Consider the following 15,900-nt stretch of genomic DNA (forward strand, 5'->3'; position numbering starts at 1 on the left):
GATTGTGCGGGCGAGGCTTACGCGGCCGCCTCCGCGGCTCGAACGGCTTCCTCGAGGCGCGCCGCTCTGGACTCCACGGCCAGCTCCACGAGCGCGTCCGTCAGCATCGTGGCGGTCGGATCCGCCAGCGGTTCGTCGCGGAACAGACGCAGGGTCGAGGCCACCAGCCGCCCGCGGCCATAGGAGCGCTCGACGCCGAGCGCCACAGGCTTGTGGATCCAGCCGACTACGAGACCGGAGAAAACGCGCGCCTGGAAGTCAAGCAGGTTGCAGTTCGCGATCACGTAATCCGGCAGCACCCGGTCCATGGTTTCGTCGAGGAGAGGACCGGACGGGAAGCGGGCGAAATGACCCGAGCGCCGCAGCCACCCGAAGGACGAGGCCCAGTCTCCGGACCAGAGGGTGCCGGCACGCGCCTGCACCCTCACGGCCTGCCAGTGCGGGAAGAACGGGTAAAGGGCCATATCCTCTTCCGGCAGAAGCAGGAGCTTGGCGCCCGCCCGCACGTGATCCGCAATGGCCTTGTTGTGCGTGCGGGAGACGATCAGGGTCGATTCCTCGAAAGCGCGGGCAATACTGTAGCCCAGCGCCCGGAACCGTTCCCGGATGTCCTCGTCCGGCGACCAGACCAGCTCGCGCGCATGAACCGGCCTCGTGCGCTTGGGATGGATCGCGATGTCATGATGGTTATGCGCGACCAAGCGGCCATCCGCGGTGCGCAGATCGAGGCTGATGCGCCGCAGGGAGGGCTCGTCCATCCCCGGCACGGGAATCTCGATGCGGCCGAGATCGAGCACAGCCGGCGCCTCGAGGCGGGGCAGGGAGAGGGTCTGGCTTTCGCCGCAGAGGGAGATCTCCAGCGTGCAGTCCTCCAGCACCGGTCCGGCCCCGTGGGCGATCGCCAGGCCGAGGACCGCCGTCTCGCCGGACCAGTAGGAGGCCCGCTCCCATTTCGGCACGATCACCGTGTCCGAGTTGACGATATGGAAGAGCTCATGGAACACGCGCGGGTTGCGGCGCATGTCGAGCAGACCGTTCGATTCCCAATGGCAGTCGTGCAGTTCGGTGATCACATAGCCGGCGAGGTTCGGCTTCCGGCGCATGGCCTCGATCTCGTATTTGAGCGCGCGGAACTGCTGCCATTGCGCCGCGATGACGAAGCGGCGCAGATCCCCGAAGACCCGGTCCAGGCTCCAGTCCGAGAAACGGTTCTCGACGCCGTGGGCATACATCACGCCCTCGCCCCAGTCGTGTCCGGTCTCGAACCACCAGGGCTCCTCGCCCTTGGCGTCGCGCAGGTCCTTCGGATAGGGCAGGCCCCAGTTGCCGAACTCGGAGCACATCAGCGGCTCGCGGCCGGTGATCACCGCATCGCCATGGGGCGAGTAGAGCCACGAGGCCCGGCTCGACAGCTCGTCCACGAACTGGTCCCATTGCGCCCGATGGTCGGGATAGGCGGCATAGAAATGGTAATCCGCGATGTCGGATTCCACGTGGAAGCTCGGCGCGAGCGGCGAGTTGTCGACCACGAGGCGCGTCGGATCGTAGGCCTTCAGCCAGGCGAAGGTGCGCTTGAGCCAGTCGCGGTGATCCGCATCGTTGACCAGATCGACGCCCCAGTTCTCGTTGATGATCGTCCAGATGACGATGGACGGATGGTTGGCGTCGCGGTCGACGATGCCCTTCAGCAGCTTTTCCTTGCGTCCCCGCGAGCGGTCCGTGGCCATGCCGCCGTTCGGTAGCTCGGTCCAGATCAGCATCCCCATCCGGTCCGCCACCTCGTAGTAGCGCGGATCGGCCGCCTTGATGTGGCAGCGCAGACAATTGAGGCCGAGTTCCTTGGCCTTGCGGAATTGATCTTCCAGGAACTCCACCGACGGCACGGTGCAGATCGTGTCCGGATAGTAGTCCTGGTCGAGCGCGGAGCGCAGGTAGAGCGGCTCGCCGTTGAGATAGAACTTGCCGTTGCGCGTCTCGATCGAGCGGAAGCCGAAATGGTCAGCGATCTCGTCCTTCACCTCGCCGTTGCGGATGAGTTCGAGGCGGACGCGGTAGAGATTGGGATGGTCAGGCGACCAGGCGCGGACGTCGTCGAGCGTGAACTCGAACGGCATGGAGGTGACGCCCACCTGCGTCTCGTGCATCTCGTCGAGCACCACATCGCCCGACGGGTCCGTGACCGCGATGCGGATCTGGGTCGCGTCCGTGAGCGGGCGCGCGAAGAACACCCCGGAGGTCACCCGTCCGGTGGTCAGGTTGGGCACGAGGCGCACCCGGTTCATGTGGTCGGAGATGCGGCGCTCGAGGTAGACGGGCTGCCAGATGCCCGACAGGGGGCCGTACCAGCTCTGCTTGCCGAACGGAATTTCGGCGAAGGGCGAATCCGGGAACTCGGCCGGGTTGTCGGTCGGGCTGTCGACGCGGACCTTGATCTCGTTCGCCCCCGGCTTGAGGTGGGAGGTCACGTCGAACGAGAACGGCAGGAACCCGCCCTCGTTGTGGCCCACGGCCTCTCCGTTGATGAAGACCTTGGTGTTGTGGAACACGGCGCCGAAGCGGATCCAGACGCTGTCGTGCAGCCAAGATTCGTCGATCTCGATGGTCCGGCGATAGATCCCGATGCCGGCGCGCATCCGCAGGTCCGCAAACTGGGCCTGCCAGGGACTTGGCACCGTGATCTGGCGAACCTCGGCCGGGCCCGACAGACGGTCGTCGGCCACATGCAAAAATTCCCAAGTCCCGTCCAGACTGATGCGATTGTCCTGCATGACATCTCCTTGAATCAGAGATTACCCAATGGTTTCGAAAGCGGCGAGAACATGGCCGAATGCCGGCGATGCGGGAAGGCGCCCAGCCTGCGACATAGCGTGTCGTCGAAGCCTGCTCGAACCATCGGCCCCTCGTCTCTGACCATTGTTGGTGGCCCGTCTCGAACAACGGAGAAACGCTCCATTGGATCCCGGGACGGATCGATCCCGAGGCCGGGTCGAACGGACGGGTCGGCAGGAACCGGCTCTTCCATCTCGCGTTGCCCTGATAATGCCGAGCCTTGCTGCTCGCCCGACAACCCGCATTTCTCGAAGAGGCTCCAGATGGCTCAACAGATTCCTGATGATCGTGCCCGACAGGGGGCGTCCGGCCGCCCGGTCCTGGGTGTTCTGATCGGCTCGCTCCTGCTCCTGGCGGTGGCCGTGTCCGGATACATGATCTGGGCGGGCTCGACGTCTCCGGACGATCCGGGCACCGATGCGGCCCGCGCCAATGTGACGGGCTCCACGACCGGCTCCTCGAATGCCAACCCGACCAACCGGATCTCGCCCGCCAACCCGGCCTATCCGGCCCCCGGCGCACAGCCTTCGGCCAACGAAGCTCCGAAGCAGTAAGAATCTTCCCTTCAGGAAGCCGGGAGAGGCAGCCGCCTCTCCCGGCTTTTTTGTTGCGCTTGGCCGACCGGACGGCGACTTTTCGCCGTAATGATTCGCAAAGAACCGCCCCGCCGATGCGGCGACCTGCACAAGCGGGCCGGTTCTCGGCGCGAACGGGACGCTCTTTGAAAAGACGGGCACCGGAGCGATCCGGTGCTCCAGGGAATGCGATAGGACGACTGAATGATCAGCATGGGGATGAAGCGGCTCTTCCGGGCTGCCGTGATCGTGGCGGGCATTGCAGCAGGCGGCGCATCCCATGCGCAGCAGGCTCAGACCTCTCCGACCACCCCGCCGGCTCAGAGCCCCGCCGCAACCCAGCCTCAGGCCGCCGTGCCGGCGCCTGCTCCCATCTCGGCCGAGACCAAGGCCGCCCGCGCCAAGCTCGACGGCTTCAAGGCCGACCTCGATCAGAAGGAAGCGGCCATCCAGGGCCGGACCATGCCGGATGCGGACCTGCAGAACATCCGCGTGCAGATCGAGCCGATCATCGCCGAAATCCGCACCGTCGTCGACGAACAGGCCCCGAAGCTCGAGGCCAGCAAGCAGCGACTGAGCCAACTCGGACCGAAGCCGGACAAGGGCCAGCCCGAGGAGAGCGCCGACGTGGCCCGCGACCGCGCCGAGCGCGAGGCTGCCGTAGCGGAACTGGACGAGACCCAGCGGCTCGGGCGCGCACTGCTCGTCCAGGCCGAGCAGCTCAACACCCAGATCGGCGACCTGCGCCGGGCGGGGTTCACCCGGGCGCTGTTCGAGCAGAGCGACGGCCTCCTCAGCCCCAGCCTCTGGATGAACGTGGTGCAGGCCGTTCCGCGCGAGCTTCGGGCGCTCGGGATCGTCCTGGGCGATGCCCTGGAGCAGCTTGAGCGCAGCACCTCGATCGGCGTGCTGCTGCTTCTCGGATTGGCCATCGGCGTGGCGATCGCCCTCTATGCCGGGCGCCGCTCCCTCGCGCCGCGCCTCGTCAGGCGGGATCCCGCCGTCACCGACCCGGCCCGTCGCAGCCGCCTTCTGGCCGCGCTCGGCGTGCTGATCCTGGGGGCGGGCCCGGCAATCGCCGGCAGCTGGATCGTCTGGGTGGCGTTCGACTCGGTCGATATCGTGCCGCCGCGGCTCGAGCAGGTCGGCAGGGCCTTTCTGAGCGGCCTCGCCTTCATCGCCTTCGTGCGCGCCCTGATCGATGCGATCCTGGCGCCGGATCATACCTCCTGGCGGCTGATCCCGGTCCGAGACGCCTCGGCGGCACGCATCATGAGCTTTGCCGTGACCCTGGCGACCGTCATGGTGGCCGGCAAGGTGATCGAGTCGTTCAACACGGCGATCGCGGCCGCCTTGCCCGTCACGGTCATGACCCGAGCGGTCTTCGCCCTGGCCGCCGGGCTGGTCTTCGCCGAGCTCCTGCGGCGCTTCGCGGCGCGCGAGTCCCAGGACGAGGCGTGCCTGGGGCCGTACGTCGCGCAGGAGGTCGATATCGGCGGACCCATGCGCAGCTTCGGCTGGTTCGTGGTCGCGCTCATCGTCGGCAGCGTGGTGGGCGGCTATGTGGCCCTGGCGTCCTTCGTGGTCGATCAGGCGGTGGGCATTTCCATCGTGATCGCCCTACTGGTCCTCGGCATCGCGTTCGCCGACGAGTTCATCGGCGGCTCCCTGCGCGGCCAGACCCGGCTCGCCACGGCACTCCAGGCCAATACGGGCCTGCGCCGCCGCTCCCTGGAGCAGATCGGCATCCTGGCCAGCGGCATCATGCGACTGGCCCTGATCGTCATCGCGATCCTGCTCGTGCTGCTGCCCTGGGGCATCGAGTCGGCGGACGTGACGGGATCGCTCCGGGCCCTGTTCTTCGGCTTCAACGTCGGCGAGGTCACGATCTCCCTGTCGTCGATCCTCATCGCGGCCGTGCTGTTCGCGGCGGGCTTCGCCGTCACGCGGGTGATCCAGCGCTGGCTCAACAACACCTTCCTGCCGGCGACCGAGCTCGATGCGGGTCTGCGCAACTCGATCAGCACGGCGGCGGGCTATGTGGGCATCATCATCGCGGGCATGATCGCCTTCACCTATCTGGGCCTCAGCCTGGAGCGGGTGACCATCGTGGCCGGCGCCCTGTCGGTCGGTATCGGTTTCGGCCTGCAATCCATCGTCAACAACTTCATCTCCGGCCTCATCCTCCTGTGGGAACGCCCCATCCGGGTCGGCGACCTCGTGGTCGTCGGCGACGGGGAGGGTTACGTGCGCCGGATCAACGTGCGGTCCACGGAGATCCAGGCCTTCGACCGCTCGACGATCATCGTGCCGAATTCGAACCTGATCTCCGGCATCGTGCGCAACCGGGTGCGCAACGACCGCGTCGGGCGCGTGCTGGTGTCGATCCCCGTCCCCCGGGCCTCGGATCCCGATCAGGTGGCGGAGATCATGCGCAAGGCGGCTCTCGCCCACCGGGAGGTAATGAGCGAGCCCGCGCCCCGGGTCCTGTTCAAGAAGGTCACGGAAAACACCATCGACTTCGATCTCATCTGCTTCGTGGACGACATCGATGCGGCCGGCCGGGTCTCGAGCGACATCTATTTCGAGATCTTCCGCGGCCTGCGGAAGGCCGGCGTCGGGGTTCCCGCGCCGGCGCCCGCGCCCGAACCAGCCGAAGAGCCGCAGGACAAAGCCCCAAAGGCGGATGAGAAAGAGGACGAAACCTTAACCCTTCTCAAGGATAAGACGCCTGCATGAAGCGTCTCATCCTCCTGATCCTTCCCGCCCTCGCTCTTGCCGCCTGCCAGAGCGAGAAGCCCGTCCAACGCAGCCAGACCCCGAGCTTCTACGTCTCCATGGCCCGGGCCGATGCGGTCGTGGATGCCGCCATGGCCCGCGACATGATCGGGGCCTATCGCGGCAACAACGGCCTGCGGCCGCTCACGCTCGATCCCGACCTGCAGGCGGCCGCCCAGGCCGAGGCCGACGCCATGGCACGGGCCGACAAGCCGAGCTCCGCGGAGGCCTTCAAGGCCCGTCTTGCCTCCTCGGGCTTCACGGCTCCGGCCGCCAACCTGTCCGCCGGCTACCACACCCTGGCCGAGGCCTTCTCGGGCTGGCGCGAGAGCCCGCAGCACAACCGGGTTCTCCTCGATTCCAGGGCGACCCGGATCGGAATCGCCACGGCCTACACGCCGAATTCCAAGTACAAGGTCTACTGGGCCCTGGCGGTCGCGGCCGACCGCCGCTGACCGCCGGCGGCGACCCGGAAGGCCCTGGTCGGAACTTAACCTATGTGAGCGCGCTTTAGCTTGAGGAACTCTCAAGCTCACCAAGTGCGCGTATCACGATGCCGGATTTCGACCCTAAACTGGGCAAGCAGCTGCCTCCGCCGCCAGCGGTGGGGAGCGATCAGGAGGTCGGTCCCGGCCAAGGCGTCACCCTGGCGAAGGAGGCCGCCACCGCGGCGGCGCATCCTCCCGAGCCGCCCCATGCGCACGAAATCGCCCCGAGCATCATCCGAGAGCTGTTTCTTTTGTTTCGCGACATGCTCCGGAGCGGCAAGGGCTGGCCCATGCTGCGGCTGGGCGCGGCCATTCTCGTCATCCTGGTCGGCAACATGTTCGGCCAGGTGCGGCTCAACGAGTGGAACGGCGCCTTCTTCGACGCCGTCGAGAAACGCGATTCGGCTACCTTCTTCCATCAGCTCCTGGTCTTCCTCGTCATCGTGGCGGTCCTTCTGGCCCTCGTGGTGGCGCAGACCTGGCTGCAGGAGCGACTCAAGATCCGGCTTCGCCAGCGGCTGACGCAGGTGCTGCTCGACATCTGGCTCCTGCCGAACCGCGCCTACCAGATGGGTTTCATGGGCGAGAACAGCGCCCAGCCGGACCAGCGGATGCAGGAGGATTGCCGCCTCTTCTCCGAACTCTCGACCGAGCTCGGGGTCGGCATGCTGCAGGCCTTCCTGCTGCTGGTCAGCTTCATCGGCGTTCTCTGGGCGCTGTCGGGTCCGGTGAGCTTCACGCTCAGCGGCCGCGAGATCACGATTCCCGGCTACATGGTCTGGGTCGCGGTCGGCTATGCCGGGATCGGGTCTGGGCTGACCTGGCTCGTCGGACGTCCGATGATCCGCCTCAACACCTTGCGCTACGCCCGCGAGGCCGAGCTGCGCTTCGCGCTCGTGCGCGTGAACGAGAGCGCCGAGAGCGTCGCCCTCTACAATGGCGAGCCGGACGAGCGCCGCAACCTCGACGAGTTCGTCGAGGCGGTCCTCAAGGCGTCGCGGCGCCTCTCCGGCGGCCTCGCGCGCCTGACCTGGATCACCTCGGGCTACGGCTGGCTCGCCATCGTGGTGCCGATTCTCGCGGCCGCGCCGGACTATTTCGCGGGTCGCCTGTCCTTCGGCGAGATGATGATGGTGGTCGGCGCCTTCAATCAGGTGCAGTCGGCCCTGCGCTATTTCGTCGACAACTTCCCGAAGATCGCCGATTGGCGCTCCGCCGTCCTGCGCGTCGCGACGTTCAGGCAGGCCGCCGTGGATCTCGACGAGGTCACGGCCGAGAGCCGCAAGATCGAAATCGGTCCCCATCCCAAGGGCTGGCTGAGCTTCGAGGCCGTCTCGATCGCGCTCAACGACGGCAGCATCCTGATCGAGGATGCGACGGCCGAGATCCAGCCCGGCGAGCGAGTGCTGATCATGGGTGAATCGGGCGCCGGCAAGAGCACGCTGTTCCGCGCCATCTCGGGCCTCTGGCCCTGGGGCTCGGGCCGCATCCGCATCCCCAAGCCGGAGGAGATGATGTTCCTGCCGCAGCGGCCCTATCTGCCTCTGGGATCGCTCAGGGCCGCCATCAGCTATCCGGCCTCGCCGGAGACGTTCGAGGATGAGGAGGTGCGCAAGGCCCTCGAGCGCTGCGGCCTGGGCGAGTTCGTCACGATGCTGGACAGGCACGAGCGCTGGGACCGGAGCCTGTCGCTGGGCCAGCAGCAGCGGGTGGCCTTCGCCCGGGTGCTGCTGCACAAACCCCGGTGGGTGTTCATGGACGAGGCGACCTCGGCCCTCGACGAGGAGAACCAGGCGTCGATGCTGGCCCTGTTCGAGAACGAACTGAACGGCGCGAGCGTCCTGTCGATCGGACACCGGCCCGGTCTCGAGGAGTTCCACACCCGCACCCTCCATATCCGCAAGACCAAGGAAGGCGCCATTCTCCTGGCCCGGCCGCGGTCACGGCAGAATGAAGGCTCTCACTCGAAGAGCGGGCCGAAATGGATCGGGCGCTTCCGCCGGAGCCTGAAGCCGGCGAGGAGCAGGGCATGATGTGGAACAGACGGGAAGGTCTCGACTTTCCAAGCGGTGTGAAGTGCGCAAATCTGGACGGGATCAAATCTTGATGGGAGGCGGAGTGCCCTTCGTCATGTTCGCGGGTAAATCTCCATGCGGCTGATCAGGCTTTATATCCGTGTTCTGGGCGAGCTCGGGTCCGATATCAGGATCGGCGCCCTGCTGGCCTTGGCCAACATCGCCCTTGCGATCTCGGCTTTCGCGGAGCCCATCCTGTTCGGGCGCATCATCGACGTGCTCACCCGGGCCCAGGCGGCGAACGGAACCCCGGTGACCTTCGGGGCCTTGATGCCCCTCATCCTCGCCTGGGTGGCGTTCGGGTTGTTCTCCATCGGGGCCGGCGCCCTGGTGGCGCTGCATGCGGACCGGCTGGCGCATCGGCGGCGGCTCGCCGTCGTGGCGAATTACTTCGAGCACGTGCTCGAACTGCCGCTCGCCTTCCACACCTCGACCCATTCGGGCCGCGTGCTGAAGGTCATGCTGGAAGGCTCGGGCGCCATGTCGTGGCTCTGGCTCGGCTTCTTCCGCGAGCATCTGTCGGCTCTCATCGCCCTCGTGGTCCTTCTGCCGCTCACCGTGTTCCTGAACTGGCGCCTGGGCCTGCTTCTCGTCGGGCTCGTGGCGGTTTTCACGTTTCTCACCGCCATCGTGCTCCGCAAGACGGAGACCCTGCAGGGCTCCGTGGAACGCTATCATTCGAGCCTCGCCGAGCATGCCTCGGACGCGCTCGGCAACGTGCCGGTGATCCAGTCCTTCACCCGCGTCGAGGCCGAGAGCCGTTCCCTGCGGACCATCATCCAGCAACTGCTCCAGGCGCAGAATCCGGTGCTGTCCTGGTGGGCGCTCGCCTCCGTGGCATCCCGGGCCTCCGCGACGATCACCGTCACGGCGATCTTTCTTCTGGGCACCTGGCTGCATCTGAACGGCTTGGCGACTATCGGCGAGGTCGTCATGTTCATGAGCATGGCCACCATGCTGATCGGCCGGCTCGAGCAGGCGGTGAGCTTCATCAACCAGCTCTTCATGCAGGCGCCCAAGCTGCAGGAATTCTTCGAGATCCTGGACACCGCCCCGGTCGTGCACGATCGCGTCAACGCCAGGCACGTGGAGCGCTATCGGGGCGACGTGGTCTTCGACAATGTCAGCTTCTCCTACGACGGCAAGCGCTCCGCCGTGCAGGACGTGTCGTTCACGGTGAGCGCCGGCGAGAACGTGGCACTGGTCGGCGCCACCGGATCGGGCAAGTCGACGACGCTCGGGCTGCTGCACCGGGCCTTCGATCCGCAATCAGGCTCGATCCGCATCGACGAGCTCGACATCCGCGACGTCACGCTCTCGTCCCTGCGCCGCAACATCGGCGTGGTGTTCCAGGAGCCGATGCTGTTCGCCCGCACAATCCGCGAGAACCTGCAGGTCGGGCGGCCCGACGCGACCGACCAGGAGATGATCGAGGCCCTGGAGCGCGCGCAGGCCATCGAGTTCATCTCACGCCAGGCGGAGGGGCTCGACACCGTCATCGGCGAGCGCGGACGCTCGCTGTCCGGCGGCGAGCGCCAGCGCCTGTCGATCGCCCGCGCGCTCCTGAAGAACCCGCCGATCCTCATCCTCGACGAGGCGACGAGCGCGCTCGATGCCGCCACCGAACGCAAGCTGCAGCTCGCCCTCGACGAGGTGATGAAGGGACGCACCACCTTCGTGATCGCCCATCGCCTCGCCACCATCCGCAACGCCAACCGCATCCTCGTGTTCGATCAGGGCCGCGTCATCGAGACCGGCACCTTCGACGACCTCGTGGCGAAGGGCGGCCGGTTCGCCGAACTCGCCCGGGCGCAGTTCATGGCCTCCGAGGAGCCGCCGCCGAAGCGCGTGAAGGTATCGGCGCACGCATGACCCGGAGCTTCGATCCCGAGACGACGGGCATCCGCCATCGGGTCGAGGGCGTGACGCTCCATGCCGTGGAGGCAGGGCCCGAGGACGGGCCGCTCGTGATCCTGCTCCACGGCTTTCCCGAGTTCTGGTGGGGGTGGAGCTATCAGATCGCCTCGCTCGCGGAGGCCGGGTTCCGCGTGCTCGCGCCGGATCAGCGCGGGTACAATCTCAGCGACAAGCCCGACGGACGGCGCGCTTACGATCTCGACGTCCTGGCGAAGGATGTGGTCGGGCTGGCCGATGCGCTCGGGCGCAGGACGTTTTCCGTGGTCGGCCACGACTGGGGCGGGCTCGTCGCCTGGTGGACGGCCTCGCGGTATCCGGACCGCATCGCGAAGCTCGCGGTTCTCAACGCGCCCCATCCGAGCGTCGCCGGATCCTACATCCGCTCGCATCCGAGCCAGATGCTGAGAAGCCTCTATGTGGGGTTCTTCCAGATCCCGCGTTTGCCCGAGGCCATGCTCTCGGCCAATGGCCATCGCAGCCTTAAGGATGCCCTCCTGCGCACGAGCCGTCCCGGCACGTTCTCGGAGGAGGACATGGCGCATTACGTGAAAGCCTGGTCCCGGCCCGGGGCGCTCACCACCATGCTGAACTGGTACCGGGCGCTCCCGTTCCGGCCGGACATGAAGGATCCCACGGTCCGTTCACCGACGCTCGTCATCTGGGGCGCACGCGATCGGTTTCTCGAAAGAGGATTGGCGGAGGCGAGCCTCGCCCTGTGCCGGTCGGGCGACATTCGCTGGATCGAGACCGCCACCCACTGGGTCCAGCACGAGGAACCGGAAGCCGTCAACGCGGCGCTGGTGGAATTTCTGACGGGTTAGTCGATCGAACGCTTCTCCGATCCGCTCCCGTCGTCACCGGCACGAGCCCGGTCATGACGGGAAGGTTTCACCGGGTCAATTCTACTCCGCCCTGGCGCGGACCGTCGTGAGCGGCGTGATCCTGAGCGCCATGATCCGGTTGCGCGACTTGCGCAGCACCTGGAAGCGGCAGCCGTGGAAGGTGAAGATCTGGCCCGTGTCGGGAATGGTCTGCGCCTCGTGGATGACGAGGCCCGCGATGGTGGTGGCCTCCTGGTCCGGCAGGTTCCAGTCCATGGCTCGGTTGAGGTCGCGGATCGGCACGGATCCGTCGACATTGACCGAGCCGTTCGGCTGGGGGCGCACGCCCTGGACCGAGAGATCGTGCTCGTCCTTGATGTCGCCGACGATCTCCTCGAGGATGTCTTCAAGGGTCACGAGGCCCATCACCTCGCCGTATTCGTCGACCACGAGGGCGAAGTGGGTCTTCTTGGCGAGGAAAGCCTTCAGTTGGTCGCGCAGCGACGTGGTGTCGGGCACGAACCAGGTTTCCAGCGCGATCGCCTCGACCTTGAGCCTGCCCGCATCGCCGCCCACCGCATCGAGGGCCCGCAGCAGGTCCTTGGCATGGAGCACGCCGACGATGTTCTCCTGGCTCTCGCGCCAGAGCGGCATGCGGGTATAGGGCGAGGACAGCACCTCGCGCACGATCTCCTCGGACGAGAGATCCGCATTGATGGTGCGCATCTTGGTGCGGTGGACCATCACCTCCGAGACCGTCAGGTCCTCGAGGTCGAGGAGGCCGCCCAGCATGTCGCGCTCCACCTTGGCGACGCCGCCCTCCTTGTGCAGCAGGGCGACCTGTCCGCGGATCTCCTCGCTGGCCGAGAGGATCGGCGTGTTCGCCCCGATCCGGATGCCGAAGGGGCGCAGCATGAGCCGCACGATCCCCTCGATGGCGATTGCGAGCGGCCCCAGAAACGCCACCGCCCAGGTCATGGGCCGCGAGAGGGCGAGCGACACGGTCTCGGGTGAGGAGATCGCGACGGTCTTCGGCAGCACCTCGGCGAAGACGATCACCAGGACCGACATGATGACCGTGGCGTAGATCGCGCCCTCCTGGCCGAAGATCGCCACGAGCACGCTGGTGGCGAAGGCCGAAACGCCGATATTGACGATGTTGTTGCCGATCAGCACCGTGCCGATGAAGCGCTCTCGCATCTCGAGCAGGCGGTTCACCAGCTTGGCGCGCCGGTCGCCGCCCTTCTCCAGGACCAGCATGCGCGAGCGCGATGCGCCGGTAAACGCCGTCTCACCGGCCGAGAAGAAGGCCGAGAGCAGAAGGCAGAAGACGACGACCAGGGCCGCAAACCAGAGATCGCCGGAGGAGTCTTCGATCATGACCGTGACGGTTCGAGTTCGCTGTCCAGAAAGCTGCGGACCTTGTCGGCCCCGATGCCGGGAGCGATGAAGCTCTGCCCGATGCCCCGGGCCAGGATGAAGGTCAGGGCGCCGCCCTTCACCTTCTTGTCCTGGGCCATGGCGTCGAGAAGCGCGTCGACCGTGCCGCAGCCCCCGGGAACATGGGAGAGGCGGGTGGGAAGTCCAGCGGCCGACAGATGCGCTTCGACGCGCTCGGCATCCTTCTCGGGGCACAGGCCGAGCGCGGCCGAGAAGCGGAACGCCAGACACAGGCCGATGGCGACGCCCTCCCCATGGACGAGACGGGCCGAATCGTACCGGGTGATCCGCTCGAGCGCATGGCCGAAGGTGTGGCCGAGATTGAGCAGCGCGCGGTCGCCGTTCTCGTGCTCGTCGCGCACCACCACGGCGGCCTTGGCGCGGCAGCTCTGCGCCACGGCCTCGTCCCGCTCGGGCCCGCCGGCGAAGATGCTCTGCCAGTTCGCCTCGCACCAGGCGAAGAAGCGCTCGTCGTCGATGAGGCCGTACTTGGCCACCTCCGCGTAGCCCGCGCGCATCTCGCGCAGGGGCAGCGTGTCGAGCAGCGCCGTGTCGGCCAGGACCAGGCTCGGCTGGTGGAAGGCGCCGACGAGGTTCTTGCCGTGGCGGGAATTGATGCCGGTCTTGCCGCCGACCGAGGAATCGACCTGGGAGAGCAGGGTGGTCGGCACCTGGACGAAGCGCACGCCCCGGCGCACCACCGCGGCCGCGAAGCCCGCGAGATCCCCGATCACGCCGCCGCCGAGCGCCACCACGAGATCGCCGCGCTCGATCCTGGCGGCCAGCACCGCGTCGCAGACCTGTTCCAGGTTGGCATAGGACTTGGTGGCCTCGCCGGGCGGAAGGGTGATCACGGACGCACGCAATCCCTGGGCTTCCAGGGCTCCGGCCAGAGGCGCGGCATAGAGCGGTCCCACATGCTCGTCCGTCACGATGGCGGCCGCGCGGGCGCCGAGGGACGCGATGCGCGATCCGGCCGTCTCGACCACCCCGCGCCCGACCAGGATGTCATAGGCCCGGTCGCCGAGCGGGACCGGCACCGTGATGAAGGACGGATCGTCCCTCCGGGAGGCGGGACGCGTCATGGTTCGATGTTTCCCTGCTTTTCACGGGCGAACCACTCGCTCAGCGCCTTGATGACGTCGGCGACGACCCGGTCGTGCGGGGCCTCGTGGGAGTCGATGGTCACGTTCGCCGTGGCATAGACCGGGTAGCGCAGCTCCATCAGGCGGCGCATGGTGCCCTCCGGGTCCGGGTTCTGCAGGAGCGGGCGGGTCGCCCGCTTGCGGACCCGGCGCATGAGGATGTCGAGATCGGCCTTGAGCCAGAGCGAGATCCCGTGCTCGGCGATGCGGTGGCGGGTCTCCTCGTTCATGAAGGCGCCTCCGCCCGTGGCGAGCACGATCGGCCCCTCCTGCAGGAGGCGGGCGATGACGCGGCGCTCGCCGTCGCGGAAATGGGCTTCGCCGTGGATGGCGAAGATCTCGGGAATCGTCATGCCGGCCGCGGCCTCGATCTCGTGATCGGCGTCGCGGAACGGCAGCTTGAGCGTCTGTGCGAGCCTGCGGCCCACCGTGCTCTTTCCGGCGCCCATGAGCCCGACGAGCACGAGCGATCGCGTGCCGAGCTGGCGGCTGATCGGATGGCCGCGCCGGCTTGACTGGTCTTGCCCGCCGACTTCATCGAGCGAATTGAAGCGGCTGATATTGTTCATGGCTCCAGTCCTAGCACGGGCGCGGCGGCCTGTCACAAGGGCGTTATTCCCCTTTCCCTGGCAAACTTAACCGAAGTGAGGGACTTGCCTTCGCGGCCCTGGCATGGTTCTAGCGGTTCAACGTATCAAGAGGCTCACGTGCCCACCCTGTTCCGGTTCCTCCTCGTTGTCGCCATTCTCGCAGGCCTTGGCTTCGCGGCCATGTTTGCGCTCGCGACCTTCGTCGACCCCGATCCGCGCGAAATCACGGTCCCGGTGCCCACCAGCCGCACGCCCTCGTCCTCATGAGCGGCGCGCGCCACGCGAGCCTCTTCCTCGATATGCTGGCCGCCGAGCGGGGCGCCTCCAAGAACACGCTCGAGGCCTACCGGCGCGATCTCGACGACTACCTCGCCTATCTGAAGGAGACCGGCGGCCAGCCCGATACCGCGAGCGCCTCCACCGTCCGGGGCTTCATGGCCAGCCTGGAGGAGCGCGGCCTGAAGGCCTCGTCGGCCGCCCGCAGGCTCTCGGCGGTGCGCCAGTTCCACAAGTTCCTCTACGTGGAAGGCTATGCCCCGGCCGACCCGACCGCCGCCGTTTCGGCACCCAAGCGCGGCCGGGTGCTCCCGAAGGTTCTCTCGGTCACCGAGGTCGATCGCCTGCTGCAGGTCGCCTATGAGGGCATCCAGCACCCGGAGGCCACGCCGGCCGAGTGCCTTCGCGCGGCCCGCATGGCCTGCCTGCTGGAACTGCTCTACGCCACGGGTCTGCGCGTCTCCGAACTCGTCGCGCTGCCGCGCAGCGCCGCCAGGACCCGGGACCGCTTCCTCGTGGTGCGCGGCAAGGGCGCCAAGGAACGGCTCGTTCCGCTGACCGAGGCAGCCCGGGATGCGGCGCGCGCCTATCTCGCTCTGCTGGAGGAGCGGACGAAGGCCGCTGGCCCCTGGCTGTTCCCGGCCGACAGCGAGAGCGGCCATCTCACCCGCCAGGCCTTCGCCCGTGACCTGAAGGCCCTGGCCGGGGCGGCGGGCCTCAGGGCCGACAGGGTCAGCCCGCACGTGCTCCGCCACGCCTTCGCCAGCCACCTGCTTCAGAACGGGGCCGATTTGCGCGTTGTGCAGGAGCTTCTGGGCCATTCCGACATCTCGACCACGCAGATCTACACCCACGTGCTCGACGAGCGCCTGAAGAGCATGGTGCGCGATCTGCACCCGCTGGCGGACGGGGAGGGATAGCATTCTCCCCCTCGTCATCACCGGACTTGTGCCGATGATGTCGATT

Annotated in this window: 12 protein-coding genes; 8 read left to right on the forward strand and 4 right to left on the reverse strand. The window is 67.2% G+C overall.

Features of this window, described 5'->3' with window-relative positions; translation table 11 throughout:
* Positions 1-17: 17 nt before the first annotated feature.
* A complete protein-coding gene (locus tag HPT29_RS02735; protein ID WP_173948147.1) occupies positions 18-2,768 on the reverse strand; it encodes a glycoside hydrolase family 2 protein in 2,751 nt (916 codons plus the stop codon).
* Positions 2,769-3,092: 324 nt separating this feature from the next.
* On the opposite strand from HPT29_RS02735, the gene HPT29_RS02740 reads away from it, so the two are divergent.
* The 6 genes from HPT29_RS02740 (at position 3,093) to HPT29_RS02765 (ending at position 11,483) form a co-directional block, all read left to right on the forward strand.
* Positions 3,093-3,383 carry a hypothetical protein gene (locus HPT29_RS02740; RefSeq protein ID WP_173948148.1) on the forward strand — a complete coding sequence of 97 codons (291 nt, stop codon included), beginning with the start codon at positions 3,093-3,095 and terminating at the stop codon, positions 3,381-3,383.
* A gap of 225 nt (positions 3,384-3,608) precedes the next feature.
* Positions 3,609-6,143, forward strand: a complete 2,535-nt coding sequence (locus HPT29_RS02745; RefSeq protein WP_259060437.1) for a DUF3772 domain-containing protein — start codon at positions 3,609-3,611, stop codon at positions 6,141-6,143.
* Positions 6,140-6,637 carry a CAP domain-containing protein gene (locus HPT29_RS02750; protein WP_173948149.1) on the forward strand — a complete coding sequence of 166 codons (498 nt, stop codon included), beginning with the start codon at positions 6,140-6,142 and terminating at the stop codon, positions 6,635-6,637. The genes HPT29_RS02745 and HPT29_RS02750 overlap by 4 nt, the downstream gene beginning before the upstream one ends.
* Positions 6,638-6,735: 98 nt before the next feature.
* Positions 6,736-8,703, forward strand: a complete 1,968-nt coding sequence (locus tag HPT29_RS02755; RefSeq protein WP_173948150.1) for an ABC transporter ATP-binding protein/permease — start codon at positions 6,736-6,738, stop codon at positions 8,701-8,703.
* A 117-nt stretch (positions 8,704-8,820) separates the two neighbouring features.
* Entirely contained in the window at positions 8,821-10,617 is a 1,797-nt protein-coding gene (locus tag HPT29_RS02760; protein WP_173948151.1) for a glucan ABC transporter ATP-binding protein/ permease, read from the forward strand.
* Entirely contained in the window at positions 10,614-11,483 is an 870-nt protein-coding gene (locus tag HPT29_RS02765; protein ID WP_173948152.1) for an alpha/beta fold hydrolase, read from the forward strand. The genes HPT29_RS02760 and HPT29_RS02765 overlap by 4 nt, the downstream gene beginning before the upstream one ends.
* Before the next feature lie 81 nt (positions 11,484-11,564).
* Here the strand turns inward: HPT29_RS02765 and HPT29_RS02770 are convergent, their stop codons facing one another.
* The 3 genes from HPT29_RS02770 to HPT29_RS02780 are packed head-to-tail and all read right to left on the reverse strand — an operon-like array spanning position 11,565 to position 14,637.
* A complete protein-coding gene (locus tag HPT29_RS02770; RefSeq protein ID WP_173948153.1) occupies positions 11,565-12,863 on the reverse strand; it encodes an HlyC/CorC family transporter in 1,299 nt (432 codons plus the stop codon).
* Positions 12,860-14,008, reverse strand: a complete 1,149-nt coding sequence (gene aroB / locus HPT29_RS02775) for a 3-dehydroquinate synthase (protein WP_173948154.1) — start codon at positions 14,006-14,008, stop codon at positions 12,860-12,862. The genes HPT29_RS02770 and aroB overlap by 4 nt, the downstream gene beginning before the upstream one ends.
* Positions 14,005-14,637 carry a shikimate kinase gene (locus HPT29_RS02780; RefSeq protein WP_173948155.1) on the reverse strand — a complete coding sequence of 211 codons (633 nt, stop codon included), beginning with the start codon at positions 14,635-14,637 and terminating at the stop codon, positions 14,005-14,007. The genes aroB and HPT29_RS02780 overlap by 4 nt, the downstream gene beginning before the upstream one ends.
* A gap of 138 nt (positions 14,638-14,775) precedes the next feature.
* Here HPT29_RS02780 and HPT29_RS02785 point away from each other — a divergent pair, with 138 nt between their 5' ends.
* Both HPT29_RS02785 and xerD read left to right on the forward strand, forming a co-directional pair.
* A complete protein-coding gene (locus HPT29_RS02785; protein WP_036354334.1) occupies positions 14,776-14,925 on the forward strand; it encodes a hypothetical protein in 150 nt (49 codons plus the stop codon).
* Positions 14,922-15,854 carry a site-specific tyrosine recombinase XerD gene (gene xerD / locus HPT29_RS02790; protein ID WP_173948156.1) on the forward strand — a complete coding sequence of 311 codons (933 nt, stop codon included), beginning with the start codon at positions 14,922-14,924 and terminating at the stop codon, positions 15,852-15,854. Before HPT29_RS02785 ends, xerD begins: the two co-directional genes overlap by 4 nt.
* The last annotated feature ends 46 nt before the right edge of the window (positions 15,855-15,900 follow it).

The organism is Microvirga terrae, from assembly GCF_013307435.2.
GTDB lineage: Bacteria > Pseudomonadota > Alphaproteobacteria > Rhizobiales > Beijerinckiaceae > Microvirga > Microvirga terrae.